The organism is Bradyrhizobium sp. CER78, from assembly GCF_029846235.1.
In the GTDB taxonomy this organism is placed as follows: Bacteria; Pseudomonadota; Alphaproteobacteria; order Rhizobiales; family Xanthobacteraceae; genus Bradyrhizobium.
This window is the reverse complement of sequence record NZ_JARVWP010000002.1, coordinates 108091-134159: the sequence shown is the minus strand read 5'-3', so window position 1 is coordinate 134159 and position 26069 is coordinate 108091. Positions and strand designations below refer to the sequence as shown.

Below are 26069 nucleotides of genomic sequence, written 5' to 3'. Positions count from 1 at the left end.
AATGCGATCGCGACAACCATCAGCCACCCGACAATGACGAGCGAGGCCACCGCGCCGGCGGTGATCTTGGCGATCTCCTTGAAGGTGATTGGGCGGTCCATGCAAAGCTCTCCTGGCAACCTTTCTTGGGCTGGTCTTTGGCTGGTCTTGGGCTGGCCGTATCGAGACATATGCACGCCCCGGCGGATCGCCCCGCTGCTCACGGAACGGTGTAGGGCCCCAGAGCTGGACCCGACAGGCGGGCTCCCCGGCATCCGGGTATCATTTCACAAAATATTGTCTGACAGATATTGAAATCTGTCAGCGAGATGGTGTATATACTCACCAGCCCAAGGGAGGAGGGCGCCCAGTGGCTGTTCCGGCGTTTTGGCCGGGGGAGCCGAACCTGATTTGATTACCTCGAAGGACTACCTCCATGACGATAGAAATCTTCCAATTGACCGCCCAGATTCAACAGTGGCTCAACCTTCGCGTCGCCCGCCATTTGGCTGCCCAGGCCGCCAAGTTCACCCGCGGGCAGGACGGCGATAACCAGACGGTAAACGCATGAACGAGGCGGTGGTTTTGACACCCGAGCGGATCCTTGAGGCAACTGAGGATGTCTTGAGGCGCTACGGGCTGACCAAGGCCACCGTTGTCGACGTTGCCCGTGCGCTGGATGTCAGCCACGGCAGCGTCTACCGTCACTTCCCCAGCAAGGCCTCGCTGCGCGACGCGGTCGCCAAGCGCTGGCTCGACCGCGCCAACGAGCCGCTGTGCAAGATCGCAGCCGGCTCCGGCCCGGCGCCGGAACGGCTGGAGAAATGGCTGCGCACCGCCTTCTCGATCAAGCAGAAGAAGGTCTGCGACGATCCGGAGATGTTCGCGACCTACCTCGCGCTGGCGCAGGGCGCGCGCGAGGTGGTGGAAGCCTACAAGGACAAGCAGGTCGACCTGATCGCAAAAATCCTGTCCGACGGTGTCGCGCAGGGTGTGTTCGAGATGGACGACGTCAAGGCGACCGCGCGCGCCGTGTTCGACGCGACCGTCCGCTACCATCACCCGGCGCATGCCGAGGAATGGGCCAAGCCTGAATGCCCGTCGCGGATCGATGCCCTGATCGCCCTGCTGTTGCGCGGCGTGCGGGTGTGCAAGCACTAAGGCATTAGTTCGGCGCTCGCGCTCTCTCACAGCAGAGCAAGCGGCACCCCTCTCCCTAACCCTCCCCAGCAAGGGGGGAGGGAACCCATCCGCCGGTGCTTCCCTTACGTCAGTTGCTGATGTTCTGTCGTGCTGCTGCTGTCACTCGGTGAGGTGAGCACGTCGGTCAGGCTCCCTCCCCCTTGCGGGGGAGGGTTGGGGAGAGGGGTGAGCCGCGAGTTGCGACGAGAAAGATTGCGCACGGTCGCGCCAAGTAGCTTTTCGTGCCGGCCTTTGGCCCGATTGCGAGCCGGGGGCCGCGTGTGCTTGATATCGGCAGGGATCAGTCACGCGGACCACGATGCGGCTTGCACTCTTTGCCGATATTCATGCCAACCGGCAGGCCTTCGCCGCCTGCCTCGAGGCTGCGCGAACGCGCGGCGCCGAGCGGCTGATCTGCCTCGGCGATATCGTCGGCTATGGCGCCGATCCCGAATGGGCCGTCAACACTGTGATGGACCTCGTCGCGAAGGGCGCGATCGCGGTGCGCGGCAATCATGACAACGCGATCGGAACCCCGAGCGACAGCATGAATGCCGATGCGCAGGCCGCCATCGACTGGACGCGCAGCCGGCTCAGCGCTGAACAGAAGGTCTTCCTCGCAGGCCTGCCGATCCTGCGCGAGGAGGACAACCGCCTCTACGTACATTCCGAGGCCTCGGACCCGGCGAAGTGGCGCTATGTCCGCGACACGTCGGATGCCGCGCGCAGCATGATGGCCACCGGATTGCAGATCACGTTCTGTGGCCACATCCATCGTCCCGGCCTCTACTCGATGTCCTCGACGGCGAAGATGACGAGCTTCGTTCCGACCGCGGGCGTTGCGGTGCAATTGCTGACCGGGCGGCGCTGGCTTGTGGTGCTCGGCTCGGTCGGCCAGCCGCGCGACGGCGATCCGGCCGCATCATTTGCGATGTTCGACACGGCAAGCCGCGAGATCACCTATCACCGCGTGCCCTACGACGTCGCGACCGCGGCGGCGCGGATCAAGGCGGGCGGCCTGCCGCTCTGGCTCGCCGACCGCCTGCTGATCGGCAGGTGACGCCGGTGGCGGCGCTGACGATGCAGGCCGGTGCCGAGCTCGATGGCTTCACCATCGGCGAGCGCGTGTATCGCGGCGGCATGGCGACGCTGTGGAGCGTCACCCACCCGGGAATCGACGTGCCACTCTTGATGAAGGTGCCACTCACCTCGGAGGGCGAGGATCCGGCCGCGATCGTCAGCTTCGAGATGGAGCAGATGATCCTGCCGCGGCTGTCGGGGCCGCACGTGCCGGCCTGTTTCGGCACCGGCGATTTCGAGCGCCAAGCCTATGTGGTGATGGAGCGCATCCCGGGCCAAACCCTCTACAAGCGGCTCGACAATCTGCCGCTGCCGTATGACGAGGTGAGGGTGATCGGCGGCAAGGTCGCCGCCGCGCTCGCCGGCCTGCATCGGCAGAACGTCATCCATCATGACATCAAGCCGAGCAGCATCATGTTCCGCGAACGCGGCGAGGCGGTGCTGATCGATTTCGGCCTCTCGCATCACCAGCACCTGCCCGATCTGTTGCAGGAGGAGTTTCGCCTGCCTTACGGCACCGCGCCCTATATGGCGCCGGAGCGCCTCAACGGCGTCCGCGACGATCCGCGCAGCGATCTGTTTTCGCTCGGCGCGCTGCTCTATTTCTTCACCACCGGCGTCCGCCCGTTCGGCGAGACCGAGACCCTGCGCGGCATGCGCCGGCGGTTGTGGCGCGACCCGTATCCGCCGCGCAAACTCAAGCCCGACTATCCGCCTTGGCTGCAGGAGATCGTGCTGCGGTGTCTCGAGATCGACCCTGCTGCGCGCTATCCGACTGCGGCGCAGCTTGCGTTCGATCTCGGCCATCCCGAACAGGTCAAGCTGACGGCGCGGGCGCAGCGGCTCAATCGCGATTCACTCGGCACGGTCTGGCGCCGCCGCTTCAATCTCGGTGCGGTGCCGCCGCAGCCGAAATCAAATGTCGCGGCCCAGCTCGCATCGAGCCCGATCGTTGCCGTTGCACTCGATCTCGGCGAGGGGACCGAGGCGCTGAACGCGACCATCCGCGTCATCGCCGAGCAGGTGCTATCGACCTCGCCATCGGCGCGGCTCGCCTGCGTCAACGTGCTGAAGCTCAATCGCCTGGCGATCGATCGAAGCCATGACGAGCAGGGCCAGAACAAGCATGTCGACCGTCTGGTGGCGCTGCAGCATTGGGCGCGGCCGTTCCGGCTCGAGGAGGGGCGGCTCACCGTGCATGTCTTGGAAGCGATCGATCCGGCAGCCGCCATCCTGGAATTCGCCGCAGTCAATCTGGTCGATCACATCATCATCGGCGCGCGGCAGAATTCGATGCGACGCGCGCTGCTCGGCAGCGTGTCCGCCAAGGTCGCCGGGGAAGCGCCGTGCACGGTGACCGTGGTGCGGCCGTCGCGGCTGGCGCCGCAAGCGGACGACGATGAGGCGGCGGACCACCAGGCGGCCAATGCCGCGGTCACGCCGCCTTCAGTGTTCTAGTTCCGCCGGAGAATCAGATTGCTTCGCCGCGCGCGTCGGCCGCGGCGTTGCGGATCGCGGCGATGTTGGTCTTGTAGGCCTCGAGCGTGCCGCCCTTGAACACCGCGGAGCCCGCGACGAAGGCGTTGGCGCCGGCCGCGGCGAGCTGGCCTGCGACGTCGGGCGCAACACCGCCGTCGACCTCGATGTCGATCGGCCGGCCCGCAACCATCGCCCTGACGTCAGAGATCTTGCCGATCGCCGAGCGGATGAAGGCCTGGCCGCCGAAGCCGGGATTGACCGACATCACCAGCACGAGGTCGATCAGGTCGAGCACATATTCGATCGCGCTCGCCGGCGTCGCCGGATTGATCGAAACGCCGGCCTTCTTGCCGAGCGCGCGGATCGCCTGCAGCGAGCGATGCAAATGCGGGCCGGCCTCGGCATGCACCGTGATGTGGTCGCAGCCCGCCTTGGCGAAGGCCTCCAGATAGGGATCGCAGGGCGAGATCATCAGATGCGCGTCGAAGATCTTCTTGGTGTGCGGCCGCATCGCCTTGATGACGTCGGGGCCGTAGGAAATGTTCGGGACAAAATGCCCGTCCATCACGTCGAGATGGATCCAGTCGGCGCCGGCCTGGTCGACGGCGCGGACCTCCTCGCCGAGCTTTGAGAAATCCGACGCCAGGATCGACGGAGCGATGACGAGGGGACGCGGGGTGAATGACTGAGTCATGTCAGCAGTTCCGGAAGACGAGCAGGGGGCGACGGGTGATCCCGCCTAACATGCGGACGCGTGGCGGGCAATGCGAGCGGATGGCGGCTGGAAGCCGGAAAATTCTGCCGCCGGCGGCAGGTCTTGCCGGGGGCGCGGAACCCGTAGCGATGCGCCAAGGCCTGGTTTTATTGGGTTTTTGCCATGGCACGCCGATTGCTGCGCCTTTGGCAAGCGTTTGAGCCGCCGGGCGCGGCCTTGTTGGAGTATTGCCATGTTATTTGCCATTGGCGCTGCGTCATCCGCCGTCGATCTTTTGAGCTCGCTGATGTCGTCGAAATCGACGACGCAGACCGGCAGCTCCACGCAGGGAAATCAGACCACCGGGCTGTTCGACCTCTCGACCACGACCTCGACGTCGAGCAGCAGCAGCACCAGCGCCGGGTCAGGCAGCAGCACCCCGCAGATTTCGCCGCAGACCATGAGCGCGCTGCTCGACGCGCAGAGCCAGACGACCGCTTCAACCAGCGCGGCTTCAAGCAGCACGACGCCGACCAGCCGGTCGGACGCGCTGAAGGACCTGTTCTCGCTGATCGACGCCGACGGCAACGGCCAGATCACCAAGACGGAATTCGAGAACGCGCTCGGCGCCGGCGGCACCAATGTCGCCCAGGCCGACGACGTGTTCTCCAAGCTCGACAAGAACGGCGACGGCAGCGTCAGCCTCGGCGAGATGTCGCAGGCCTTGCAGGGCCACAAGGGCGGCGGCCATCATCATCACCACATGGAGAGCGGCTCGACCGATGGATCCGGCTCCAGCAGCGGCTCGGGCGGATCGAGCTCCGATCCCCTGATGCAGGCGCTTGATGGCGCCACCTCGACCTCGGTGACCAACAGCGACGGCTCGACCACGACAACCACGACCTATGCCGACGGCTCCAAGGTGTCGATGACGACGCCGGCCACGGCCTCAGGCAGCAGCAGCACGAATTCGTCCTCCGCCGGCAACAACGCGACCTCGTCCTACAATTTCATCGAGCAGCTGATCCAGCGCCAGTCGCAGGCGATCTCGGCGAAGGCCTCGTCGTCACTGTCGGTCAGCGCCTAGGGCGTTGAGACGTCTCGCCCGTTGTAGCCGCGAGCTCCATGCCTCGCCCCGCGTGCGGGGAGAGGCCGGAACGCATCGCAGATGCGTTCCGGGTGAGGGGGAGTCTCCGCGAGTCCTGTCTTTCATCGTTGATGCGGAAGCAGCCCCTCACCCCAACCCTCTCCCCGTAAGAACGGGGCGAGGGAGCGCTCTTCCGTCGCGGTAAAATCCAGGTTTAACCGAACCGGTCCCGCCAGCTCGGCAGCGCGCCGGGGAAGGGCAGGGCGGTCGCTGAATGGACGCCGCGCGCGATCGCGCGCGCCACCGTGTTGGCGGCGATGGCGCCGAGTTTGGTGAGGCCGAACAGCGGATCGACCGGCTTGGCGCCGGTCGCGGCGGCAAACACCACATCGCCATCGAGCGGGGCGTGCACCGGATAGATCGCGCGCGCCATGCCGGTCTGCGCGATCATCGCGAGCCGCCGCGCCTGCGGTTTTGTCAATTGCGCGTCGGTCACGACCACGACCAGCGTCGTGTTCTCGGCGGCGGTGGCGTCCGCGCCGCCCTTAAGCCGCATCTTCAGCATGTCCTGGGTGAACACGGGCGGCAGGCCGCGTCCGCCGAACTCGCCGTTCACCTCGAAGGGCGCCGCCCAGAACCAGGGACCGCTGCCGACCGTGACGCTGCCGACAGCGTTGACCACCGCCAGCGCTGCGACCTTGATGCCGTCGTCGGTCACGGCGGACGCCGAGCCGAGGCCACCCTTGAGGTTGGCGGTGGTGGCGCCCATGCCGGCGCCGACGCTGCCGAGCTCGAAGTCATCAGAGGCGCCATTCGCCGCGGCATAGCCGAGATCGCGATAGGGCGGGAAGCGTCCCCACGCCTTGTTGCCGCCGTTGAGCAGGTCGAAGCAGATCGCGCCCGGCACAATCGGGATCACCGCATCGCGGATGCGAAAGCCGCGGCCGCGCTCGGCGAGCCAGGCCTGTACGCCGCCCGCGGCATCGAGCCCGAGCGCGGAGCCGCCGGACAGCGTGATGGCGTCGATCGCTTCGACGACGTTGTGCGGGGCAAGCAGCGCGTCCTCGCGGGTGCCGGGACCGCCGCCGCGCACGTCGATCGAGGCGACCGCCGGCCGCTCGAACAGGATCGCGGTGACGCCGGAGGCGATCACGGCGTCGTCGGCATGGCCGACGGCAACGCCGGCAATATCGGTGAGAAGGTTTTTCACGATGCGTCCATCCCTGCTGTCCGATCGATCCGGTATAGCAGCCGCGGCGGATGCATCAACCGGTGGTGCACGTGAGAGCAGGGATCTGCGGTAAGACTTGCGGGTATCGGGTCAAAAAAACGCCCCGGCGAACCGGGGCGCTCTCCTATGATTCGATCAGGCGCGAGAGGCTCAAGAGCCCTTCGGATTGATCTCGGTGTAGTTGCCCTTGGCGTCCCACTTGTAGACGACGTAGTCGATCGCCTTGATGTCGCCCTTGGCGTCGAAGCCCATCTTGCCGAGCACGGTGTCCCAGTCGCCGGCCTTGATGGTGGCCATCACCTTCTTGGCGTCGGTGGTGCCGGCCTTGGCGACGGCCTGCGTCCACACCTGCATCGCGGCGTAGGTGTAGAGCGTGTAGCCTTCGGGATCGATGTTCTTGCTCTTGAACTTCTCGACGATCGCCTTCGCGGTCGGCTTGTTGCGCGGATCGGGACCGAAGGTGAACAGCGTGCCCTCGGCGGCCGGGCCGGTGATCGAGGCGAACTCCTTGTCGTTCATGGCATCGCCCGCCATCAGAATGGTCTGCAGGCCCTGGTCGCGCATCTGGCGCAGGATCAGGCCGGCTTCCTGATGGTAGCCGCCGACATAGACCAGATCGATATTGTCGCGCTTCAGGCGCGAGACGATCGAGTTGAAGTCCTTGTCGCCCTTGTTGTAGGACTCGAACATCTTCTCCTGGAAGCCGGCCTTGTTCAGCGCCTTCTTGGTCTCGTCGGCGAGGCCTTTGCCGTAGGTGGTCTTGTCGTTCAGGATCGCGACGTTCTTGCCCTTGAAGTTCTTCATGATGTAGTCGGCGGCGACCAGGCCCTGCTGGTCGTCACGGCCGCAGACGCGCGCCACGTTCCAGAGCTTGCGCTCGGTGAACAGCGGATTGGTCGAGGCCGGGGTGATCTGCAGCACGTTGGCGTCGGCATAGGCCTCGGAGGCCGGGATCGACGACGACGAGCAGAAATGGCCGGCCACGAACGGAATCTTCGACGAGCCGATCTTTTCCGCGATCGAGCGTGCCTGCTTCGGATCGCAGGCATCGTCGTCGGCTTCCAGCGCGAGCTTCTTGCCGAGCACGCCGCCGGCGGCGTTGATGTCGGCGACTGCCTGCTCGGCGCCGTTCTTCATCTGCCGGCCGAAAGCGGATTCGGAGCCCGTCATCGGGCCCGCGACTGCGATGGTGATATCTTGCGCGAATGCGCTCGCCGAGAATGCGAACGAAGCGCCCAATGCCAGGCCGATCAGCTTCATTGATTTCATGAGACGTCCCTCGTGGTCGTTGCCTCTTGCGGAAGGGCCCGGCACGCCGGGCCCCAAAACCGCGCGCATTCTCGGCTGGTTTCGCGGCGAAGTCACCGGCAATTTTCAGGCAAATCGACGCTGCATCAGCTGCATCCTGCTGCAGGGGCGGCACGAAACGTGCAGCTACCCGCGGCGGCCGCCTTCCAGATAGGCGGCGCGGATTTCCGGGCGCTGCAGCAATTCGGCGCCGGTTCCGGCCAGCGTGATCAGGCCGTTGACCATGACGTAGCCGCGATGGGCGAGCTTCAGCGCATGGTTGGCGTTCTGCTCGACGATCAGCACGGTGAGACCGTCCTGACGGTTCAGGGTGCGGATGGCGTCGAAGATCTGCCGCGCGATCAGCGGCGCAAGGCCGAGCGAAGGCTCGTCCAGCATCAACAGGCGGGGCCGGCTCATCAGGGCGCGGCCGATCGCGAGCATCTGCTGCTCGCCGCCCGACAGCGTGCCGCCGCGTTGTGCGACGCGTTCCTTCAGCCGCGGGAACAGCGCGAACACGCGGTCCAGCCCGGCCTCGCGTTCGGCCTCGCTGCATTCGGTGGCGTCGGCGCCCATCTGCAGGTTTTCCGCGACGCTCATGCGCGGAAAGATCCGCCGGCCCTCGGGCGATTGTGCGATGCGCAGCCGCGCGATCTCGTGGGTCGGCACGCCGGTGATGTCATTGCCGTCGAACTCGATCCGACCGGCGCGGGCGCGCGGCCGGCCGAAGATCGTCATCATCAGCGTCGACTTGCCGGCCCCGTTGGCGCCGATCAGGGCGACGATCTCGCCTCGATTGATCTCGATGTCGACGCCCTTGAGCGCCTCGATCTTGCCGTACGCCGCACGCACGCCGCGCACCGCGAGCAGGGGTGTGGTTGCCGCTGCGCTCACGTGCCGCTCTCCATCACGGCGATCGCCTCTTCCTCGTCGGCGCCGAGATAGGCGGCGATCACCTTGGGGTCGTCGCGCACGGCCTGCGGCGTGCCTTCGGCGATCTTGACGCCGTAGTCCATCACCACGACGTGGTCGGAGATCTCCATCACGACCGACATGTCATGCTCGATCAGCAGGATCGAGGTGCCCTGGTCGTTGCGGATCGACAGCAGCAGCTCGTTGAGTCCGCCGCTTTCGCGCGCGTTCAGTCCGGCGGCCGGCTCGTCGAGGCAGAGCAGCACGGGCTCGGTGCACATCGCGCGTGCGATTTCGAGCCGGCGCTGGTCGCCATAGGCGAGATTGCCGGCGGCATCGTCGGCACGTGAGAGCAGGCCGACACGATCGAGCCAGGTCCGCGCCAGTTCGATGGCGCGCTCCTCAGCCGCGCGCCAGGACGGCGCACCGATCAGGCCGAGGAAGGTCAGGCCCGAGGCGCGCATCAGCGCGTTGTGCTGCGCCACCATCAGGTTCTCCAGCGCGGTCATGCCCGGGAATAGCCGGATGTTCTGGAAGGTGCGCGCCACCTTGGCCTGCTTGGTGATGCGGAAATCGCCGAGCCGCTCGAGCTGCATGGTGCGGCCATCGTCATCGGTGAGGCGGATCGCGCCGCCGCTCGGCCGGTAGAAGCCGGTGATGCAGTTGAACACGGTGGTCTTGCCGGCGCCGTTCGGTCCGATCAGCGCGGTGATCTTGCGCCGCTCGGCGGCAAAGGAGAGCTCGTTGACCGCGACGATGCCGCCGAAGCGCATTATCAGGCGGTCCACGGTGAGGATGGGATCGCCGCTCATCCGTGGCCCTCCTTGACGAGGTCGGAGGAGATCGCCTGGCTGCGCTCCAGGAACACGGTCGGCGCGCGATGGCCGATCAGCCCGCGCGGCCGCCAGATCATCAACAGCACCATCGCGATGCCGAACACCAGCATGCGATACTGATCGAAACCACGGAACAGCTCGAAGCCGCCGATCATGGTCAGCGCCGCCAGCGCGACGCCGAGCTGCGAGCCCATGCCACCGAGCACGACGATGGCAAGCACTAGCGCCGATTCCTGGAAGGTGAAGGATTCCGGGCTGATGAAGCCCTGGCGCGTCGCGAAGAAGGCGCCGGCGAAGCCGCCGAACATCGCACCCGTCGCGAACGCGGTGAGCTTGGTCGTGGTGACGTTGATGCCGAGCGCGCGGCAGGCCACCTCGTCCTCGCGCAGCGCCTCCCAGGCGCGGCCGATCGGCAGCCGCCGCAGCCGGATCGTCACCCAGTTGGTGAGCAGCGCCATCGCCAGGATCAGATAGAACAGGAACACGATGCGATGGGTCGGCGAGAAATCGATGCCGAGCCTGGCGGCAAGCCCGTCATCGCTGTTGTCGAGCGGAATGCCGAACAGGGTCGGGCGCGGGATGCCGGAGACGCCGTTGGGGCCGCCGGTCAGGCTCTGCCAGTTGATGATGACGAGACGGATGATCTCGCCGAAGGCGAGCGTGACGATCGCGAGATAGTCGCCGCGCAGCCGCAGCACCGGGAAGCCGAGCAGCACGCCCCAGAACGCCGCCAGGATGCCGGCGAGCGGCAGGCAGACCCAGAACGACAATCCGAAGTTGGTGGCAAGCAGTGCGTAGGAGTAGGCGCCGACCGCATAGAAGGCGACGTAGCCGAGGTCGAGCAGGCCGGCGAGCCCGACCACGACGTTCAGGCCCCATCCCAGCATCACATAGGTCAGCACCAGGATAGACAGATCGAGAATATAGCGCTGGTCGTAGAAGATCACCGGCACCAGGAAGGCAAACACCAGCAGCGCCGGTGCCAGCCAGCGCCCGGCGAACGACATCGCAGCCTGCACCGGCTTCGGGACGATGTGTTCCTTGTCGACCGGTCCCCACCATTGTCGCAGCAGCTCGATGATGATGCTGCCGCCGAACACGGTGCCGACCATGGCGGCGAGGTCGCCGAACCGCGTCCAGTAGATCAGGCCGCCCTGCGGCCCGGCCTCGGTGCGCACGCCGATCATCAGCGAGAACAGCACCAGCGCGACCGCGGCGCTGATCAGGGCTTTCTTGAGAATGAAGGCGCTGCCCGAAGGCTGCGCGGCGTGCGAGGGGCGGGCTGAGGTCGCGCTCACGAAGTGCCTGTCAGACTTTTTCGACTTCGGGACGGCCGAGCAGGCCGGTCGGCATGAAGATCAGCACCACGATCAGGATCGAGAACGCGGCGACGTCCTTGTACTCCACCGAGAAATACGCCGACCAGAACGTCTCGATCAGGCCGATCGCGAGCCCGCCGAGCATCGCGCCCGGCAGCGAGCCGATGCCGCCGAGCACCGCTGCGGTGAACGCCTTGATGCCGGCGACGAAGCCCATGAAGAAATCGACCAGGCCGTAATAGAGCAGGTACATCATGCCGGCGACCGCGGCGAGCGCGGCACCGATCACGAAGGTCATCGAGATGGTGCGGTCGACATCGACGCCGAGCAGTGAGGCCATCGTCTGGTCCTGCTCGCAGGCGCGCATGTCGCGCCCGAGCCGGGTGCGCGAGACCAGCCAGGTGAACACCGCGAGCAGCACGATGGTCGCGAGCACGACCACGATCTGGATGTTGGAGAGCTGCACGGCGAAGCCTTCGGAGCCCTCATGCAGCGTGTAGCCGCCGGTGATGATCGGCGGCACCGGCTTGACCCGCGCGCCCTGCGACACCTGCGAGAAATTGGTCAGCACGAACGACATGCCGATCGCCGACAGCATCGGCGCGAGGCGGAACGAGTGGCGCAGCGGCCGGTAGGCGATGCGTTCGATGGTCCAGCCATAGAGCGCGGTGATCACCATCGAGACCAGCAGCACGATCAGCAGGATCAGCGGGATCGCGGTGAAGCCGAGCGACACCAGCACCAGGAACGAGATCATCGCGATGAAGCCGCCGATCATGAAGATGTCGCCATGGGCGAAGTTGATCATGCCGACGATGCCGTAGACCATCGTGTAGCCGATGGCGATCAGGCCATAGATCGAACCGAGCACGAGGCCGTTGATCAATTGCTGGGCGAAATAATCCATGCGCTGCCGTCAGAGCCTGTTCGGTTGAGAACCGAACGGGCTCTCGGTTTGATTTGGACGCGGCGTCTTCACGCGAACCGGTCTCCACTTCGCTCGAAAACGCTACGTCGCGGGTGACGCGGCGAGGGCCCCCGGCAGCCTGGTCCGTCGCGTCGCGGTATTTTCTAACAGCGGAACCCCGGCGGCGGCAACAGCATGGCAGCAGCAGAAAGGGCTTTGTACATAACTACTTTGGCGGGTGCGGTTCCGATGTCACAGGGGTCAAAACCCCGTTGCCTTGCAATGAACGCGCCGGAACTCGTGTTCCATGAGCAATTGCGGTCCTGATGCGCGCGTTGTCCCCAGCTGGATGAAAGGAATGAACAACCAGGGCCCAGGTTAGCAGCTCAGGTGTGGCAGGATCCAAGCCGGCAAGGCAATTGAGCAGTTGCAACAAAAAGGGTCTCGCCGAGCGGCGAGGCCCATTTCGCCTGCTGACTGCTTGTTGTTCAGGCCAATTGATCGGAGAAGCGGCCGCGGAAGGCATATGAACCGAAATGCGTTAGCTCGCTGCGCAGGTCCAGCCAGATTTCGCCGCCCAGGTCGATCCAGCGCCGGCAGAATGCGTAATCCTCGGACAGATACTCGCCGGTCGTCTTGTCGATCATGCATTCGAACAGCGACACGCGGTCGAGGTCGGCGCGAACCAAATTGCCGGTGTTCAAATCGTTGGTCTTGTGGTTCGCCCGATATTTCAGTTCGGGATGGGCATCGCACATCCTGACCAGGACGGACCGCTTCAGCAGGAGGAACCCGGTCCCGGCGTAGCGGACCTTTGCGAAACCGTCGCCGCGAGCCTGGATCTGTTCGCCCTCCCATGTCACGACATAGTCCAGCGAGGATGAGGCGAGGTTCGTTCGCTTCGCGTCCGCAGCCCGCTGCACCTTGGCCCAATCGATGTGCTTCAGCGGATAGGCCGCCGCCGAAACGTCGGCGCCGGAGTCGAGCAGCCGGAATACAGACTCGGGCTCGAACCCGATATCGGCATCGATGAACAGGAGATGGCTGGCGCCAGAGGCGAGGAATTGGTGGGCCAGTTCGTTCCGGGCGCGCACGATCAGCGATTCGTTTCCGATCAGGTGGAACACGATGTCGATGCCCCGGGCGGTGGCCGCAGCCTGAAGCTTCAGGGCTGATAACACATAGGCCATCTTCAGATCGCCGCCGTAGCAGGGCGTTGCGACGAAAACGCGGGTTTCAGTCATTTTACCCCCTCATGCTCCGCAGCGCAGATACTGGCCGGGCCCGATCGCATCGATCCCGGAACCATCGCACCGCGCTTAACCTTAACAAAGGGTTTAAATTGCTGCCGGCAATCGATCGGCGTTACCTCGCCCCTGAACCGTCGCCGGTCTGAAGGGCGCGGGAAGCACGGGAAGCGGCAATGTCGAACAACTGGCGGATCAGCTCCTTCAATGGCGCGCTGCTTGCGGCCTATTTCATTCCGGTCTGGACAATCATCGCGTTCAGCATCATGGTGTCGCCGATCCACGGCCTCTATGAGCGGCCGAGCGTGTCCTTCGCGCTGTATGCGAGCGACTATCTGCACCTCGGCAAGATGGCGACGGTGCGGCTCGCATGGCTCTTGGCGCTGGCGCGGATCACGGTGGTGGCGTTCTTCGCGGTCTTCCTCGCGATGGCCGCGTTCTCGCCGTTGCGCCGAAACAGCAGTGGCGCCGACGAGGCGCTCGCGGTGGCGCTCTGCCTCGGCAGCGTGCTGAGCTTCGCCAGCATGATGATGGCTTCCAAGGTCGGCGAGGTCGAAGCGATGCGCATGCATGCATCGGAGCTTCTGATGCTGCTCGGCACCGCGATCGTGATGCTGTTCGAGACCACGCCGAAGCGAACTGCAGTGACTCCTGCCGTTGAGGCCGGTGCGCCGGCGAGTGGGCTATCCCTTCAGCAGCCCTAGCTCAGCAATGATCGCGCCGGCTTCCTTGACAGCGTGATTGGCCGCGGGGACGCCGCAATAGATCGCCTGCTGGAGCAGGATCTCCTTGATGTCGTCGGGCGTGAAGCCACCTTCGCTGAGCGCGGCGCGCACATGCAGGCGGAATTCGTCCCACTGGCCGAGCGCGACCATGGTGCCGATCACGAGCACGCGGCGCGTGCGGTGATCGAAATGCGGCCGCGTCCAGATATCGCCCCATGCATAGCGCGTGATCAGGTCCTGGAAGTCGGTGTTGAACGCGTTGCGGTTCTTGATCGACTTGTCGACCCATTCATTGCCGAGCACCTTGCGGCGCTGCGTCATGCCGTCGTCGCGGCGCTGATTGTCGTCCATTGGGAGTCCTTTTTGGGTACGTCATTCCGGAGCGGTCCGCAGGACCGAACCCGGAATCTCGAGATTCCGGGTTCGATGCTTTCGCATCGCCCCGGAATGACGATTGCTGCTAGCGTTGCGTCAGGAAGCCGACCACGGCTTCGGTGAAGGCGTGCGACTGCTCGACATTGGAAATATGCGCGGCATCGAGCAGCGTCATGTTCGCGCCGGGAATGCCGCTGCGGATCATTTCACCCGCCGACACCGGCGTTGCCATGTCCTGCTTTCCTGCGATCACCAGCGTCGGGCTCTTGATCCTGGGCAGCAGCGCGCGCTGGTCGAGCGTCGACAGCGCCTCGCAGCAGGCGAGGTAGCCCTCGACGGGAGAGGCGAGCAGCATCGCCTTCATGCGCGCTGTGGTCTGCGGTTCGCGCTCGCGGAAATCAGCGGTGAGCCAGCCCGCGATCACGGTGTCGGCGACCGCGGCGATGCCGCCTTCCTTCACCGCTTTAATGCGGTTCAGCCAATTGGTCGGATCGGGATAGTAGCAGGCGGTGTTGGCGAGGATGATCTTGCCAAATCTTTCAGGGGCGTTGGCGCCGAGCCATTGCCCGACCATGCCGCCCATCGACAGGCCGCACCAGTGCACCTTCTCGATGTTGAGGTCGTCGAGGATCGCCAGCACATCGCGGCCGAACCGCTCCATGGAGTAGGGTCCATCCGGCACGCCGGACTTGCCGTGACCGCGGCGGTCGTAGCGGATGACGCGGAACATCTGCGTCAGCGCCTTCATCTGCGGCTCCCACATCTGCAAGGTGCAGCCGAGCGAGTTCGACAGCATCAGGGTCGGTCCGCCGTCGCGGCCATCGACCTGGACATTGAGCAGGCATCCGTCGGCGTTGATCATCGGCATTCTTTTACTCCTTGTCATGCGCGGACTTGATCCGCGCATCCATCAAGAGAAATTCTTCTGCGATGATGGATTGCCGGGTCAAGCCCGGCAACGACATCTTCGCTATTTCTCATCCAGTGAAGCCAGCAACCGGTCGATCAGCGCCTGCGAAGCGCCCTGATAGGCCATCGGCTCGAACAGTTCTGCGATACGCTTGGTGTCGAGATGCGCGGTGACCGTGGCATCCGCCGACAGCACGTCGCGCAGATGCTTGTTCTCGGCGACCGCTTTCTTGCTGGCGGCCTCGATCAGATGATGTGCATCGCTCTTGCCGATCTTTTCGGCCAGCGCAAACGTCACGGCTTCCGCCATGATCAACCCATGCGTCGCATCGAGATTGGCGCGCATCCGCGCCGCATCGACTTCGAGCCCTTCGGCGAGGTCGACGACCGCGGCAAGCGCCCCCGAGGTCGCCAGCATCAGGCCCGGCAAGGTCGGCCATTCCGCGTGCCACGGGCCGGCGCTGCGCTCATGATCCTGCACCTGCGCGGCGAAGATCGTCGCAGCGAGGTTGGGCGCCATGGTCGCGGCGCCCAGCGCGCTCGCGGCGGCGACGGGATTGCGCTTGTGCGGCATGGTGGAAGAGCCGCCGCGGCCGGCGCCGGCGGGCTCAAAGGCCTCGCCGACATCGGTCTGCATCATCAGCGAAATGTCGCGCGCGATCTTGCCGCAGCTGCCGGCGAGGATCGCGAACACGGATGCTGCCTCCGCGATGCGGTCGCGGTGGGTGTGCCAGGGCGCATCGGGCCGCGGCAGCTCAAGGCTCCAGGCCAGCGCCTCTTCCACCGCCAATCCCTTATCGCCGAGCGCGGCGAGGGTGCCTGCGGCGCCCCCGAATTGCAGCGCCAGCGTCTCGCGGCGCAGGCGCAGCAAGCGCTTGCGGGAGCGGTGCAGGGCTGCGGCGTATTCGGCGAGCTTAAGCCCGAACGGCATCGGCAGCGCATGCTGCAGCCAGGTCCGTGCCACCATTGCGGTATCGCGATGCGCGCGCGCAAGGCCGGCAAAACCGGCAACGGCGCGGTCGAGGTCGGCGAGCAGCGCGTCGATGCCGGCGCGCAAGGTCAGCATCGTCGCGGTATCGATGACGTCCTGGCTGGTCGCGCCCCAATGCACATAGCGGGCGGCGGCGCTATCGGCTTTCGCGACCTCGGCGGTCAGCGCCTTCACGAGGGGAATCGCCAGATTGCCGGACCGGCTCGCGGCTTCCGCAAGCGCGGCGGCGTCAAACGATTCGGCCTTGCAGGCTTGCTCAATCGGCGCCACGGCGGTCCATGGAATTACGCCGACGAGGGCTTCGGCGCGGGCCAGCGCGGCCTCGAAATCCAGCATGTTCTGCAGGGTGGCGGCATCGTCGCACACCGCGCGCATCGCGGCGCTCGACAGCATCGGCGCAAGCAGGGGGGAGAGGGCTGTGCTCATGGCGCGCGACCTAACCACTCCCGGGCGTCGCTGCCAATGCCCCTGAGCTGCCGTCATATTCGGCAAGCGGACCGCGCGATTTCGTGAACTATGCGCTTGGCTTGCTGCGGTTGCGAATATGCATCGCTCATCCTCCCAAGGTGGCCTTTCCTTTGCGCCCGGGCTACTTTACTTGGGGGAGAAGGTTTCTTGCGATCGAGGAGGTCCCCCCATGGCCATGACGATGACCGGCGAAGTCCAGCTTGCAGCGCCGCGCCAGGCTGTGTGGGACAAGCTCAACGATCCCGAAGTGCTGAAGGCCTGCATCCCCGGCTGCGAAGAGCTGGAGAAGACCGACGAGGGCGGCTTCCGCGCTACCGCCAAGATGAAGGTCGGCCCCGTCTCCGCCCGCTTCAAGGGCAAGGTGACGTTGAGCGATCTCGACCCGCCGAACGGCTACAAGATCTCGGGCGAAGGCGAGGGCGGGGTCGCCGGTTTTGCCAAGGGCGGCGCCACCGTCGGGCTCGCCGACAAGGATGGCGGCACGCTTCTGAGCTACAACGTGGAGGCGCAGATCGGCGGCAAGCTCGCCCAGCTCGGCCAGCGCCTGATCAACGGTGCCGCCAAGAAGCTGGCCGATGAATTCTTTGCAAATTTTGCCAAGGCGGTGCAGGGTTAGAGCGTTTTCGAGCGAAGTGGACACCCGGTTCGCGTGAAGAAAACGCGTCAAAACTAGAGTCTATCCCGCTCGCGGGCTGGATCACTCAGGCCCCGCCATGCTCTGGAAGGGTGGCTCCAAAGGTTGCCCATCGCGGGGCGCGCCCATATTATGCCGTCTGGAATGATTTTAAACCGCCTGCTTCGCCGATATGCGGTGGCGCAGATAAGAGAGTGCTGATGGCCAAGATTTCAATGATCGTGAACGGCAACCCCGTCAACGCGAATGTCGACCCCCGTACCCTTCTGGTCCAGTTTCTGCGCGAAAACCTGCGGCTGACAGGTACCCATGTCGGCTGCGACACCTCGCAGTGCGGCGCCTGCGTCGTGCACCTGGACGGCAAGGCGGTGAAGTCCTGCACGACGCTCGCGGTGATGGCCGACGGTCATGAGGTCAAGACCATCGAGGGGCTGGCCGCCGACGGCGCGCCGCTGCATCCGATGCAGGAGGCCTTCCGCGAGCATCATGGCCTGCAGTGCGGCTTCTGCACGCCGGGCATGATCATGACCGCCGTCGACCTGGTCCATCGCAAGGGCCACGAGCTCTCCGACGAGGTGATCCGCGAAGAGCTGGAAGGCAATCTGTGCCGCTGCACCGGCTACCAGAATATCGTGGCTTCGATCGCCGCCGGCGCCAAGGCGATGGCCAAATCGGACTTGGCTTAAACAAGTCGGACCTCGCTTAATCAGCAATTCGTCGCGATCGCGATCAGGACATTCCAATGTACGAATTCAAATATCATCGTCCCGGCACCGTGCGGCAGGCCGCCAACCTCCTGGTGAAGAACGAGGACGCCAAGCTGATCGCCGGCGGTCACACGCTGGTGCCGGTCATGAAGCAGCGGCTCGCGAGCCCGCCGCATCTGGTCGATCTCTCCCATATCGAAGGTCTCGACACGATCGAGATGAAGGGCCGCTCGCTGGTGATCGGCGCCACCGCCAAGCATGCTGACGTCGCGAACTCGCCGATCGTCGGCGAGGCGATCCCGGCGCTCGCCGAACTGGCCGGCCTGATCGGCGATCCCGCCGTGCGCCACCGCGGCACCATCGGCGGCTCGCTCGCCAACAACGACCCGACCGCGGACTATCCGGCGGCGGTGCTGGCGCTCGGCGCGACCATTGTCACCAACAAGCGCCGGCTGAAGGCTGAGGAGTATTTCCAGGGCCTGTTCTCGACCGCGCTGGAGGCCGACGAGATCATCACCAAGGTGATGTTCCCGCTGCCGAAGAAGGCGGCCTACATCAAGTTCCGCAACCAGGCCTCGCGCTATGCGTTGGTCGGTGTGTTCGTGGCCAAGCGTCCGTCCGACGTGCGCGTCGCGGTCACCGGCGCGGGCTCGGACGGCGTGTTCCGCGCCACCGCGTTCGAGGAGGCTTTGAAGAAGCGCTTCTCGCACAAGGTGCTCGACGGCATCGCGGTTCCGGCCGAAGGGCTGAACAGCGACCTGCACGGCAGTGCGGAATACCGCGCCCATCTGATCGGCGTTTTGACGCGCCGGGCGGTGGAAGCCGCCAACGCCAAGGACTAGCTAAGGACTAGATCCAAGGGACTAGATCCAAACCGGATCCCAAGGACTAGATCTGACGCGTGACCTTGCTAACCCCTGTTCGAAGACTGGTTGTTCCATGAGTGCATCGGCGTTACCCACTTCCGTCGATGCGCTCGAGGAGCTGTTGACGTCGCGCGGCTATCTCGCTGAACGGTCGCTGGCGACCGTGACCTATCTGGCGCTGCGCATGGGCCGGCCGCTGTTTCTCGAAGGCGAGGCCGGCGTCGGCAAGACCGAGATCGCCAAGGTGCTGTCGGCGGCGCTCGGGCGCAAGCTGATCCGCCTGCAATGCTATGAAGGCCTCGACGTCGCCTCCGCGGTCTATGAGTGGAGCAGCGCGGCGCAGATGATCGCGATCCGGCTTGCGGAAGCCTCCGGCGACACCGATCGCGACCAGCTCGCCAGCGACATCTTCGCCGAGCGCTTCCTGATCAAGCGGCCGCTGTTGCAGGCTCTCGAGCCCGATGTGGCGGGCCCGCCGGTGCTGCTGATCGACGAGCTTGATCGCGCCGACGAGGCGTTCGAGGCGTATCTCCTGGAAATCCTCAGCGATTTCCAGGTCACGATCCCCGAGCTCGGCACTGTGAAGGCGCCGGCGCCGCCGATCGTGATCATCACCTCGAACCGCACCCGCGAGATTCATGACGCGCTGAAGCGGCGCTGTCTCTATCACTGGGTGGATTATCCCTCGGCCGAGCGCGAGCTCGCGATCGTCAAGTCGCGGGTGCCGAACATTTCCGCAAAACTGTCGCAGCAGGTCGTGCGCTTCGTGCAGGCGCTGCGCAGCCAGGATTTCTACAAGTCGCCGGGTGTCGCCGAGACCATCGACTGGGCCACCGCGCTGTCCGAGCTCGACGCCCGCTCGCTGACGCCGCAGGTGGTCGGCGACACGCTGGGCGCGCTCTTGAAGTATCAAGACGACATCGCGCGCCTGCAGGGCGATGCGTTGCAGAAGACATTGAAGGAAGCGACGAGCGAGACGTAAGTCGCGCGTCGCAACAGCATTCGTCATTCCGGGGCGATGCGAAGCATCGAACCCGGAATCTCGAGGTTCCGGGTTCGCCCGCTCCGCGTGCGCCCCGGAACGACGGGAAATGGATTCCAATGGCGATCAACCACCTCAATCCGCCGACCGGCCACATGGCCGATAACGTGATCGGCTTTGCCCGCGCGCTGCGGGCGGCCGGGCTGCCCGTTGGTCCCGGCTCGGTGATCGATGCACTCAATGCGTTGCAGCTGATCGAGGTCGGCAACCGCTCCGATTTCTACGCCACGCTGGAAGCGATCTTCGTTAAGCGCCATGAGCATGCGCTGATCTTCCGCCAGGCCTTCATGCTGTTCTTCCGCGCCGCCGAGGAGTGGAAGAGCATGCTCGATTCCGTGCCGCTGCCCGATCACGCCAAGAAGAAGCCGCCGCCGGCCTCGCGCCGTGTCCAGGAGGCGATGGCGCAGCCGGCGAAGAGCGAGGAGCGGCCGCAGGCCCAGGAGCAGGGGCTGAAGCTCTCGGTCTCCGACAAGGAGGTGCTGCAGAAGAAGGATTTTGCGCAGATGACCGCGGCGGAGATCGCCGAGGTGACGCGCGAGATCGCCAAGATGCGGCTGCCGCAGGCCGAGCTCGTCACCCGCCGCTATCAGCCGGACGCACGCGGCCTGCGGCTCGACATGCGCCGCACCGTGCGCAACTCGCTGCGCACCGGCGGTGAGATCATCGATATCCGCAAGCTCGGCCGGATCGAGAAGCCGGCGCCAATCGTGGCGCTGCTCGATATTTCCGGCTCGATGAGCGAGTACACCCGCCTGTTCCTGCACTTCCTGCATGCCATCACCGATGCCCGCAAGCGGGTCTCGGTGTTCCTGTTCGGCACCCGTCTGACCAATGTGACGCGCGCGTTACGGGCGCGTGACCCCGACGAGGCGCTGGCGAGCTGCTCGTCCTCGGTCGAGGATTGGGCCGGGGGGACCCGGATCGCGACCTCGCTGCACACCTTCAACCAGCTCTGGGCCCGCCGGGTGCTCGGGCAGGGCGCCATCGTCCTCCTTATATCCGATGGACTAGAACGAGAGGCCGATGCCAAACTGGCCTTCGAGATGGACCGTTTGCACCGTTCCTGCCGCCGCCTGATCTGGCTCAACCCGCTGCTGCGCTACTCGGGCTTCGAGGCCAAGGCGCAGGGCATCAAAATGATGCTGCCCCACGTTGACGAATTTCGCCCGGTGCATAACTTGACGTCCATCAAGGGCTTGATCGGGGCGCTGTCATCCCCGCCGCCGGCGCACCATCGCAGCCTGATCCGTTCTGTAGCCTAAGAAGCCTGACCCGATAGCAGGAGGCCACCATGCTCAACCGCGACGAAGACATCCTTCAGGCCGCCGAGACCTGGCAGAAGCAGGGCCACGGCGTGGCGCTCGCCACCGTGGTCGAGACCTGGGGCTCGGCGCCGCGCCCGGCCGGCTCCAGCCTCGTCATCAATGACGACGGTACGTTTCTGGGTTCGGTCTCCGGCGGCTGCGTCGAGGGCGCCGTTGTCACCGAAGCGCTCGACGTGATCGCGAGCGGCCAGCCCAAGATGCTGGAGTTCGGTGTCGCCGACGAGACCGCCTGGAATGTCGGCCTGTCCTGCGGCGGCACCATCCGCGTCTTCGTCGAGAAGGTCGGCTAGCCGTGAAGCTCGAGATCCTGAAACAACTGAACGCCGAGCGCGCCGCGCGCCGCCCGGTCATCATCGTCACCGACACCGCCAATGGCGATCAGCGCCTGGTCAAGGCCGCGGACATCGCCGCCGACCCGCTGCGCGCCGAGCTCGCCAAGCAGCTGCGGATGGGCAAGAGCGGCAATGTCGAGGTATCCGGCAAGAAGCTGTTCCTCAACGTCTACGCGCCGACCGCAAAGCTCGTGATCATCGGCGCGGTGCATATCAGCCAAGCCCTGGCGCCGCTGGCGCGCTCGCTCGACTATGACGTCACGGTGGTCGATCCGCGCACCGCGTTTGCGAGCCCGGAGCGTTTCCCCGACGTGCCCTTGGTCGCCGAATGGCCCGACGTCGCGCTGCCGCCGCTCAATGTCGATCACTACACCGCGTTCGTCGCGGTGACACACGATCCCAAGATCGACGATCCGGCGCTGCTGCACGCCTTCGACCGCGAGTGCTTCTATATCGGCGCGCTTGGCTCGCGCAAGACCCACGCCAAGCGCGCCGAACGGCTGCGCGCGCAGGGCGCCAAGGACAGCGACATCGCGCGCATCCACGCGCCTATCGGGCTCGACATCGGCGCGGTGTCGCCGTCGGAGATCGCAGTTGCGATCATGGCCGAGATCACCGCGCAGCTCCGTTTGCCTCCCAAAGAAAAAGAAGAAGCGGCATGAAATTCGGTCCCGCCAGTCCGGCCGACGCGATTGGCGGCGTCACCGTGCATACGCTCCGCCAGGGCGCGCTGGTGCTCAAGAAGGGCACCACGATCGGCCCTGAGGAGGTGGAGGCTTTGACCAAGGCCGGCGTCAAGGACGTCGTCGTGGTGCGGCTGGAGAAGGGCGACGTCTCCGAGGATGTCGCGGCCGCCAGCATCGCGCAGGCGGTGGCGGGCGAGGGCGTCAATGTCGAGCGCGCCTTCACCGGCCGCGCCAATCTGTTCGCGGCGTGCCCCGGCGTGCTGGTGGTCGACCGTGTCGCGGTCGACCGCATCAACGGCGTCGACGAGGCCATCACTTTCGCCACGCTCGCGGCATTCAAGCCGGTGGTCGAAGGCGAGATGATCGCGACCGTCAAGCTGATCCCGTTCGGCGTCGAGGGCCGGCTGCGCGACGCCGCCGTCGCGGTGGCCGGCAAGGACACGCTGCGGATCGCGCCTTATGTGATCAAGAAGGTCGGCGTGGTCTCGACCCTGTTGCCGGGCCTTGCGCCGAAGGTGATCGACAAGACGCTGCGCGTCACCGCCGAGCGTCTGGCGCCGGCCGGCGCCACGATCATCGCCGAGCGCCGCGTGCCGCATGACGAGACGGTGCTCGCCGCCTCGATCAAGGAATTGCTCGGCTTGGGCGCCGAGCTCGTCATCGTGTTCGGCGCATCCGCAATCGCCGACCGCCGCGACGTCATCCCGGCCGCAATCACCGAGATCGGCGGCGCGGTCGAGCATTTCGGCATGCCGGTCGATCCCGGCAATCTGCTGCTGATCGGCAGCGCCGGCGGCGTGCCGGTGTTGGGCGCGCCGGGCTGCGCGCGCTCGCCGGTCGAGAACGGTTTTGACTGGGTGCTGATGCGGCTGCTCGCCGGCATCAAGGTGACGCGGTCGGATCTCACCGGCATGGGCGTCGGCGGTCTTCTGATGGAGATCGTGACGCGGCCGCAGCCGCGCACCGTGCCGGACACCGAAGGCAACCGCAACGTCGCGGCAATCGTGCTCGCCGCCGGCCGCTCGACCCGGATGGGCGGTCCGAACAAGCTGCTCGCCGAGCTCGACGGCAAGAAGCTCGCGCGCATCGTCGCCGAGCAGGCGCTGGCCTCGAAGGCTTCGGAGGTGATCGTCGTCACCGGGCATCAGGGCGATCTGGTCGAGCAGGCGCTTGACGGGCTCAAGGTCAAGTTCGTGCGCAATCCGGATTTCGCCGGCGGCATTGCGAGCTCGGTGAAGGCTGGCATCTCGGCGGTCTCCGACTCTGCCGACGGTGCGATCGTCTGCCTCGGTGACATGCCGCTGATCGATGCGCATTTGATTGACCGCCTGATCGAGACCTTCGCGCCCGACCGCGGCCATCTGATCGCGGTCCCCGTCAGCGAAGGCCGCCGCGGCAATCCGGTGCTGTGGTCGCGGCGCTTCTTCAAGGAATTGATGACGCTCGACGGCGACATCGGCGCCCGTCATCTGATCGCCAAGCATGCCGAGGTGGTCGCCGAGGTCCCGGTCGAAGGCAATAGCGCCTTTCTCGACATCGACACGCCGCAGGCGCTGGAAGCGGCAAGGCGGAGCTAATCTATCCGCGTCGTCCCGGCGAAAGCCGGGACCCATTACCACGAATGCGGATTGTCTTGCGCGGCCGGGGCCGCTGCTTCACCACAGCAGCGTTCGGTGGTTATGGGTCCCGGCTTTCGCCGGGACGACGAGTGGATGGAGCAGCGTCCCGCCATCAACCCGTCATTCACCATCTGGAAACGACCCCCGCGTACAGTCCGCGCCGGACTTTGGGGGATTTCCACTTGATCATTTCGACCGCCGCCGCGCAGCGTCGCGCGCTGACGATACTTGTCCTGACGTTGCTGCTCGGGGCTACGCGTTTCTCCGTGGAAAACTTCATCCCCAAGGCCCGCGCGGCTGGCGCGTTCGCGGTCGGCAAGTGCGGCGCCTATGGCCAGGCCTACGACTATCCCGCGGAAGGCGCAGCGCGCGCCGCGGCGCTGAAGCAGTGCAAGGGCGATTGCACGACCGTCACAATGAAGCGCGGCTGTGCCGCGCTCTCGATCGACATGAAAAATCCCTGTGGCGCGCATGGTTATGCGGTGGCGCCAAAGATCTCGAGCTCGCTCAATGCCGCCACCAGGAAATGCTACGAATATGGCGGCAAGGAATGCGTGATCCGCGCCTGGGCCTGCGACGCCAAAGGGTAGGGCTACCGCTAACGCGGAGTCCGCCGCCAGGCCTTACCGGAAACGAACATCAACGTTTGACAGGCAGATGAGATCTGCACCGTCCGGACTGGCGCTTGCCATCGGCCTGCGGCTAGACTTGCCCCATGCAGTTCGACACCAAGATCGCGGTCGTGATCCGCACCGACCTGGAAGTCTGGCAGAAGCTCAACGTGGCGTCGTTTCTCGCCGGTGGCATCGCAGCCTCCTTTCCCGAATGCATCGGAGAGAATTACGAGGATGGCTCGGGGACCAAATATCTCTCTTTGATCGGCCAGCCGATCCTGATCTACGGCGCGGACCGTGCGCAGTTGTCGCGCGCGCGCTGGAGCGTGCGCTGGCGCGCGACGTGAAACCTGCGCTCTACACCGAGGACATGTTCAAGACTACACATGACGCCGCCAACCGTGAGGTGGTGAGGGCGGTCGCGCGCACCGAGCTCAACCTGGTCGGCCTTGCCTTTCGCGCCGAGCGCAAGGTGGTCGACAAGGTGCTCGAGGGGCTGAAGTTTCATACGTAGCCGGGCGTGCACGTGAGGTGAGCACGATGGTTGGGCTCCCTCCCCCCCTTGCGGAGGAAGGTGGGGAGAGGGGTGTGCCGCGGGCGAAATCACTCATGAGGTGAGAGCGTTTCAACCTCGCTCTCTTATCATCCGTGACAGATACGGAGAGTGCACGTCGTGCGGCACCCCTCTCCCTAACCCTCCCCCGCAAGGGGGGAGGGAACCCTTCCGCCGGAGCGTCCATCACTACCGGCTCACCTCCTTGTCCGGCATGATTTGCAGCAACGGCGTGGGCGCAATCGATATCTGACCCGTGAACGGCCGATCATGCGCTGCGATCAGCAGAGCCGATGTCGCGACGCCGGTCGCGAACAGTCCCATGGCGATGGCAGACCCCAGCCGATTGTCGCAGTGAATAAGGGCGATCGCCAGCAACTCGCAGACGGCCTGAACGTAAAGGCACCACCACTTGATTGCGTTGACTTCGGACTGGCTGAGGATCAGCCGTTGCCGTCGCGCGTCGAGCGCCGTATCCAGCGCCGTGATGATCTCGCGCTGCGCCGTCTGCTGACCCGGGCTTTGCACAGGCATCGAAATGACCAGCCGCAGTGCCTCGGTGAGGGCGGCAGGCGCGGCCTTGAGCGAAGCCTTCTGGCGCGCCATCATTGGCCATTCCACGGCGACCGCTTCCTCGACGTGGTCATGAACGAGACTGCGCAAACGCGCCTCCTGTTCCGGCGGCAGGCCGCCGGCGAGAAGGATCACGGCTCGCAGCGCACTGGCTTCGCGGCTCACCGCCGTTGCTGCATGATCGCTGTCACTCCAGACCTGAGCCGCGGTGAAGGCAACGAACAGGCCGAAAATGACGCCGAGCACCGGCAACAAGCCGGCGGAGATCGATTTGAACGCCGCCACCCGCGCCTTGGTCGACAGCGCCGCAACGGCCATGAAAACCAGCATGGCGAGAAAATAGGTGAAGCCGAAGACGACCAAGGCCATCCACGGCACTGCAAGGTTGTGCAGCCAGTCGCTCATTGGCG

27 protein-coding genes and 1 pseudogene are annotated in these 26069 nt (G+C 65.4%); 16 read left to right on the top strand and 12 right to left on the bottom strand.

Features of this window, described 5'->3' with window-relative positions; all coding sequences use genetic code 11:
* The first annotated feature begins 415 nt into the window (after positions 1 to 415).
* The 4 genes from QDT69_RS03710 (at position 416) to QDT69_RS03695 (ending at position 3699) form a co-directional block, all read left to right on the top strand.
* Positions 416 to 550, top strand: coding sequence for a hypothetical protein (locus tag QDT69_RS03710; RefSeq protein ID WP_279705295.1), 135 nt, complete (start codon positions 416 to 418; stop codon positions 548 to 550).
* Complete coding sequence (locus tag QDT69_RS03705; protein ID WP_279705294.1) at positions 547 to 1140, top strand: TetR family transcriptional regulator; 594 nt, start codon at positions 547 to 549, stop codon at positions 1138 to 1140. Before QDT69_RS03710 ends, QDT69_RS03705 begins: the two co-directional genes overlap by 4 nt.
* A 340-nt stretch (positions 1141 to 1480) precedes the next feature.
* Positions 1481 to 2221, top strand: coding sequence for a metallophosphoesterase family protein (locus QDT69_RS03700; RefSeq protein ID WP_279705293.1), 741 nt, complete (start codon positions 1481 to 1483; stop codon positions 2219 to 2221).
* A gap of 20 nt (positions 2222 to 2241) precedes the next feature.
* The gene (locus QDT69_RS03695; RefSeq protein ID WP_279705689.1) at positions 2242 to 3699 is read left to right on the top strand and encodes a bifunctional serine/threonine-protein kinase/universal stress protein; all 1458 of its coding nucleotides are present in this window, start codon (positions 2242 to 2244) and stop codon (positions 3697 to 3699) included.
* Positions 3700 to 3712: 13 nt separating this feature from the next.
* Here QDT69_RS03695 and rpe read toward each other — a convergent pair whose 3' ends face one another.
* Positions 3713 to 4414, bottom strand: a complete 702-nt coding sequence (gene rpe, locus QDT69_RS03690) for a ribulose-phosphate 3-epimerase (protein WP_279705292.1) — start codon at positions 4412 to 4414, stop codon at positions 3713 to 3715.
* Positions 4415 to 4667: 253 nt separating this feature from the next.
* Here rpe and QDT69_RS03685 point away from each other — a divergent pair, with 253 nt between their 5' ends.
* Positions 4668 to 5501 (top strand): EF-hand domain-containing protein, encoded by an 834-nt coding sequence (locus tag QDT69_RS03685; RefSeq protein ID WP_279705291.1) that lies wholly within the window; start codon positions 4668 to 4670, stop codon positions 5499 to 5501.
* 214 nt (positions 5502 to 5715) lie between these two features.
* On the opposite strand, the gene QDT69_RS03680 is transcribed toward QDT69_RS03685, so the two are convergent.
* The 7 genes from QDT69_RS03680 to QDT69_RS03650 all read right to left on the bottom strand — a co-directional run bounded on the left by QDT69_RS03680 (position 5716) and on the right by QDT69_RS03650 (position 13237).
* Positions 5716 to 6711, bottom strand: coding sequence for a P1 family peptidase (locus QDT69_RS03680; RefSeq protein ID WP_279705290.1), 996 nt, complete (start codon positions 6709 to 6711; stop codon positions 5716 to 5718).
* Between the two features lie 171 nt (positions 6712 to 6882).
* On the bottom strand, positions 6883 to 8001 hold the full coding sequence (locus QDT69_RS03675; RefSeq protein WP_279705289.1) for a branched-chain amino acid ABC transporter substrate-binding protein: 1119 nt from the start codon (positions 7999 to 8001) through the stop codon (positions 6883 to 6885).
* A 165-nt stretch (positions 8002 to 8166) separates the two neighbouring features.
* On the bottom strand, positions 8167 to 8913 hold the full coding sequence (locus QDT69_RS03670; RefSeq protein WP_279705288.1) for an ABC transporter ATP-binding protein: 747 nt from the start codon (positions 8911 to 8913) through the stop codon (positions 8167 to 8169).
* Positions 8910 to 9743, bottom strand: coding sequence for an ATP-binding cassette domain-containing protein (locus QDT69_RS03665; protein WP_279705287.1), 834 nt, complete (start codon positions 9741 to 9743; stop codon positions 8910 to 8912). The genes QDT69_RS03670 and QDT69_RS03665 overlap by 4 nt, the downstream gene beginning before the upstream one ends.
* The gene (livM, locus tag QDT69_RS03660) at positions 9740 to 11065 is read right to left on the bottom strand and encodes a high-affinity branched-chain amino acid ABC transporter permease LivM (RefSeq protein ID WP_279705286.1); all 1326 of its coding nucleotides are present in this window, start codon (positions 11063 to 11065) and stop codon (positions 9740 to 9742) included. Before livM ends, QDT69_RS03665 begins: the two co-directional genes overlap by 4 nt.
* Before the next feature lie 10 nt (positions 11066 to 11075).
* Positions 11076 to 11993: a branched-chain amino acid ABC transporter permease LivH gene (locus tag QDT69_RS03655; protein ID WP_279705285.1), complete on the bottom strand. Its 918-nt coding sequence runs from the start codon at positions 11991 to 11993 to the stop codon at positions 11076 to 11078.
* A 488-nt stretch (positions 11994 to 12481) separates the two neighbouring features.
* A complete protein-coding gene (locus QDT69_RS03650) occupies positions 12482 to 13237 on the bottom strand; it encodes a hypothetical protein (RefSeq protein WP_279705284.1) in 756 nt (251 codons plus the stop codon).
* 179 nt (positions 13238 to 13416) lie between these two features.
* On the opposite strand from QDT69_RS03650, the gene QDT69_RS03645 reads away from it, so the two are divergent.
* Positions 13417 to 13944 (top strand): hypothetical protein, encoded by a 528-nt coding sequence (locus tag QDT69_RS03645; RefSeq protein ID WP_279705283.1) that lies wholly within the window; start codon positions 13417 to 13419, stop codon positions 13942 to 13944.
* Here QDT69_RS03645 and QDT69_RS03640 read toward each other — a convergent pair.
* The 3 genes from QDT69_RS03640 to QDT69_RS03630 form a co-directional block, all read right to left on the bottom strand.
* Positions 13924 to 14316, bottom strand: coding sequence for a carboxymuconolactone decarboxylase family protein (locus tag QDT69_RS03640; RefSeq protein WP_050422263.1), 393 nt, complete (start codon positions 14314 to 14316; stop codon positions 13924 to 13926). The two genes, QDT69_RS03645 and QDT69_RS03640, sit on opposite strands and share 21 nt — an antisense overlap.
* 109 nt (positions 14317 to 14425) lie before the next feature.
* The gene (gene pcaD, locus QDT69_RS03635) at positions 14426 to 15208 is read right to left on the bottom strand and encodes a 3-oxoadipate enol-lactonase (RefSeq protein WP_279705282.1); all 783 of its coding nucleotides are present in this window, start codon (positions 15206 to 15208) and stop codon (positions 14426 to 14428) included.
* 102 nt (positions 15209 to 15310) lie between these two features.
* Positions 15311 to 16666, bottom strand: a complete 1356-nt coding sequence (locus tag QDT69_RS03630; RefSeq protein WP_279705281.1) for a 3-carboxy-cis,cis-muconate cycloisomerase — start codon at positions 16664 to 16666, stop codon at positions 15311 to 15313.
* Between the two features lie 211 nt (positions 16667 to 16877).
* Here QDT69_RS03630 and QDT69_RS03625 point away from each other — a divergent pair, with 211 nt between their 5' ends.
* The 10 genes and pseudogenes from QDT69_RS03625 (at position 16878) to QDT69_RS03580 (ending at position 25047) form a co-directional block, all read left to right on the top strand.
* A complete protein-coding gene (locus QDT69_RS03625; RefSeq protein WP_016840413.1) occupies positions 16878 to 17324 on the top strand; it encodes a carbon monoxide dehydrogenase subunit G in 447 nt (148 codons plus the stop codon).
* A 218-nt stretch (positions 17325 to 17542) separates the two neighbouring features.
* Complete coding sequence (locus QDT69_RS03620; protein ID WP_016840414.1) at positions 17543 to 18028, top strand: (2Fe-2S)-binding protein; 486 nt, start codon at positions 17543 to 17545, stop codon at positions 18026 to 18028.
* Between the two features lie 56 nt (positions 18029 to 18084).
* Positions 18085 to 18891 carry a xanthine dehydrogenase family protein subunit M gene (locus tag QDT69_RS03615; protein ID WP_279705280.1) on the top strand — a complete coding sequence of 269 codons (807 nt, stop codon included), beginning with the start codon at positions 18085 to 18087 and terminating at the stop codon, positions 18889 to 18891.
* A gap of 97 nt (positions 18892 to 18988) precedes the next feature.
* Positions 18989 to 19897 carry a MoxR family ATPase gene (locus tag QDT69_RS03610; protein ID WP_279705279.1) on the top strand — a complete coding sequence of 303 codons (909 nt, stop codon included), beginning with the start codon at positions 18989 to 18991 and terminating at the stop codon, positions 19895 to 19897.
* A 119-nt stretch (positions 19898 to 20016) separates the two neighbouring features.
* On the top strand, positions 20017 to 21219 hold the full coding sequence (locus QDT69_RS03605; protein WP_279705278.1) for a VWA domain-containing protein: 1203 nt from the start codon (positions 20017 to 20019) through the stop codon (positions 21217 to 21219).
* A gap of 29 nt (positions 21220 to 21248) precedes the next feature.
* Positions 21249 to 21572 (top strand): XdhC family protein, encoded by a 324-nt coding sequence (locus tag QDT69_RS03600; RefSeq protein WP_021077800.1) that lies wholly within the window; start codon positions 21249 to 21251, stop codon positions 21570 to 21572.
* Positions 21573 to 21574: 2 nt separating this feature from the next.
* Complete coding sequence (locus QDT69_RS03595) at positions 21575 to 22276, top strand: XdhC family protein (protein ID WP_279705277.1); 702 nt, start codon at positions 21575 to 21577, stop codon at positions 22274 to 22276.
* A complete protein-coding gene (locus QDT69_RS03590; protein ID WP_279705276.1) occupies positions 22273 to 23877 on the top strand; it encodes a molybdopterin-binding/glycosyltransferase family 2 protein in 1605 nt (534 codons plus the stop codon). Before QDT69_RS03595 ends, QDT69_RS03590 begins: the two co-directional genes overlap by 4 nt.
* Positions 23878 to 24158: 281 nt before the next feature.
* Positions 24159 to 24509 carry a DUF4189 domain-containing protein gene (locus QDT69_RS03585; protein ID WP_279705688.1) on the top strand — a complete coding sequence of 117 codons (351 nt, stop codon included), beginning with the start codon at positions 24159 to 24161 and terminating at the stop codon, positions 24507 to 24509.
* Between the two features lie 125 nt (positions 24510 to 24634).
* Positions 24635 to 25047, top strand: a pseudogene (locus QDT69_RS03580) (DUF2000 family protein).
* A 228-nt stretch (positions 25048 to 25275) separates the two neighbouring features.
* On the opposite strand, the gene QDT69_RS03575 reads toward QDT69_RS03580, so the two are convergent.
* Positions 25276 to 26064: a DUF4239 domain-containing protein gene (locus QDT69_RS03575; protein ID WP_279705275.1), complete on the bottom strand. Its 789-nt coding sequence runs from the start codon at positions 26062 to 26064 to the stop codon at positions 25276 to 25278.
* Positions 26065 to 26069: the final 5 nt, after the last annotated feature.

Bases quoted from the DNA above. Each gene is read 5' to 3' on its own strand.
- QDT69_RS03710 (WP_279705295.1), top strand. From the start codon at position 416: ATGACGATAGAAATCTTCCAATTGACCGCCCAGATTCAACAGTGGCTC.
- QDT69_RS03705 (WP_279705294.1), top strand. From the start codon at position 547: ATGAACGAGGCGGTGGTTTTGACACCCGAGCGGATCCTTGAGGCAACT.
- QDT69_RS03700 (WP_279705293.1), top strand. From the start codon at position 1,481: ATGCGGCTTGCACTCTTTGCCGATATTCATGCCAACCGGCAGGCCTTC.
- QDT69_RS03695 (WP_279705689.1), top strand. From the start codon at position 2,242: ATGCAGGCCGGTGCCGAGCTCGATGGCTTCACCATCGGCGAGCGCGTG.
- rpe (WP_279705292.1), bottom strand. From the start codon at position 4,414: ATGACTCAGTCATTCACCCCGCGTCCCCTCGTCATCGCTCCGTCGATC.
- QDT69_RS03685 (WP_279705291.1), top strand. From the start codon at position 4,668: ATGTTATTTGCCATTGGCGCTGCGTCATCCGCCGTCGATCTTTTGAGC.
- QDT69_RS03675 (WP_279705289.1), bottom strand. From the start codon at position 8,001: ATGAAATCAATGAAGCTGATCGGCCTGGCATTGGGCGCTTCGTTCGCA.
- QDT69_RS03665 (WP_279705287.1), bottom strand. From the start codon at position 9,743: ATGAGCGGCGATCCCATCCTCACCGTGGACCGCCTGATAATGCGCTTC.
- QDT69_RS03655 (WP_279705285.1), bottom strand. From the start codon at position 11,993: ATGGATTATTTCGCCCAGCAATTGATCAACGGCCTCGTGCTCGGTTCG.
- QDT69_RS03650 (WP_279705284.1), bottom strand. From the start codon at position 13,237: ATGACTGAAACCCGCGTTTTCGTCGCAACGCCCTGCTACGGCGGCGAT.
- QDT69_RS03645 (WP_279705283.1), top strand. From the start codon at position 13,417: ATGTCGAACAACTGGCGGATCAGCTCCTTCAATGGCGCGCTGCTTGCG.
- QDT69_RS03640 (WP_050422263.1), bottom strand. From the start codon at position 14,316: ATGGACGACAATCAGCGCCGCGACGACGGCATGACGCAGCGCCGCAAG.
- pcaD (WP_279705282.1), bottom strand. From the start codon at position 15,208: ATGCCGATGATCAACGCCGACGGATGCCTGCTCAATGTCCAGGTCGAT.
- QDT69_RS03630 (WP_279705281.1), bottom strand. From the start codon at position 16,666: ATGAGCACAGCCCTCTCCCCCCTGCTTGCGCCGATGCTGTCGAGCGCC.
- QDT69_RS03625 (WP_016840413.1), top strand. From the start codon at position 16,878: ATGGCCATGACGATGACCGGCGAAGTCCAGCTTGCAGCGCCGCGCCAG.
- QDT69_RS03620 (WP_016840414.1), top strand. From the start codon at position 17,543: ATGGCCAAGATTTCAATGATCGTGAACGGCAACCCCGTCAACGCGAAT.
- QDT69_RS03615 (WP_279705280.1), top strand. From the start codon at position 18,085: ATGTACGAATTCAAATATCATCGTCCCGGCACCGTGCGGCAGGCCGCC.
- QDT69_RS03610 (WP_279705279.1), top strand. From the start codon at position 18,989: ATGAGTGCATCGGCGTTACCCACTTCCGTCGATGCGCTCGAGGAGCTG.
- QDT69_RS03605 (WP_279705278.1), top strand. From the start codon at position 20,017: ATGGCGATCAACCACCTCAATCCGCCGACCGGCCACATGGCCGATAAC.
- QDT69_RS03600 (WP_021077800.1), top strand. From the start codon at position 21,249: ATGCTCAACCGCGACGAAGACATCCTTCAGGCCGCCGAGACCTGGCAG.
- QDT69_RS03590 (WP_279705276.1), top strand. From the start codon at position 22,273: ATGAAATTCGGTCCCGCCAGTCCGGCCGACGCGATTGGCGGCGTCACC.
- QDT69_RS03575 (WP_279705275.1), bottom strand. From the start codon at position 26,064: ATGAGCGACTGGCTGCACAACCTTGCAGTGCCGTGGATGGCCTTGGTC.